We start from the raw sequence: 875 nt of genomic DNA on the forward strand, positions 1-875 counted from the left end.
CCGCAGAAGCTGGTCGACGAGAGCGTGCATGCGCGCCCGCCCGGCTTCTGCACCGGCTGCCCGGAGCGCCCGATCTTTACCGCGATGAAGCTGGTCGAGCGCGAGATCGGCGAGCACCACGTGAGCGCCGACATCGGTTGCCATTTGTTCTCCATCCTGCCGCCGTTCAACCTGGGCAACACCACCATGGGCTACGGCCTGGGCAGCGCCAGCGCCGCGGCGCTCAACGCGCCCGGCGGCAAACGCGCCATCTCCGTCATGGGCGACGGCGGCTTCTGGCACAACGGCCTGACCAGCGGCATCGCCAATGCAGTCTTCAACAAGAGCGACAACCTGACCATCGTGGTCGACAACAGCTACACGTCCGCCACCGGCGGGCAGGACATCCTGTCCTCGACCGCGCTGAACGACACGCGCAGCACCGGCCACGCCATCGAGGACGCAGTCAAGGGCGTGGGTGTCAAGTGGGTGCGCACCATCCGCCGCACCTACGACCTGAAGGCGATGAAGGCTACGCTCAAGGAAGCGCTAACCACTGGCGCCAAAGGCCCGAAGGTTCTGATCGCGCAAAGCGAATGCATGCTGAACAAGCAGCGCCGCGAGAAGCCGAAGACGCGCAAGGCGATCGCCGACGGCCAGCGCGTGGTACGGGAGCGCTTTGGCGTGGATTCCGACACCTGCACCGGCGATCACTCGTGCATCCGGCTGTCGGGCTGCCCTTCGCTGACGATCAAGCCCAACCCGGACCCGCTGCGCACCGATCCGGTCGCCTCCGTGCTGGACAGCTGCGTGGGCTGTGGCCTGTGCGGCGAGGTCTCGCACGCGGCGGTGCTGTGCCCGTCCTTTTACCGTGCGCAGATCGTCACCAACCCGAC

At 66.9% G+C, this 875-nt stretch carries 1 protein-coding gene; it reads left to right on the forward strand.

Translation table 11 applies throughout. The features are described from left to right. On the forward strand, positions 1-875 hold an 875-nt coding region (locus AC07UK_RS38830), incomplete at both ends, for a thiamine pyrophosphate-dependent enzyme (protein WP_494693927.1).

It is taken from the genome of Cupriavidus sp. GW821-FHT07C08, from assembly GCF_059419025.1.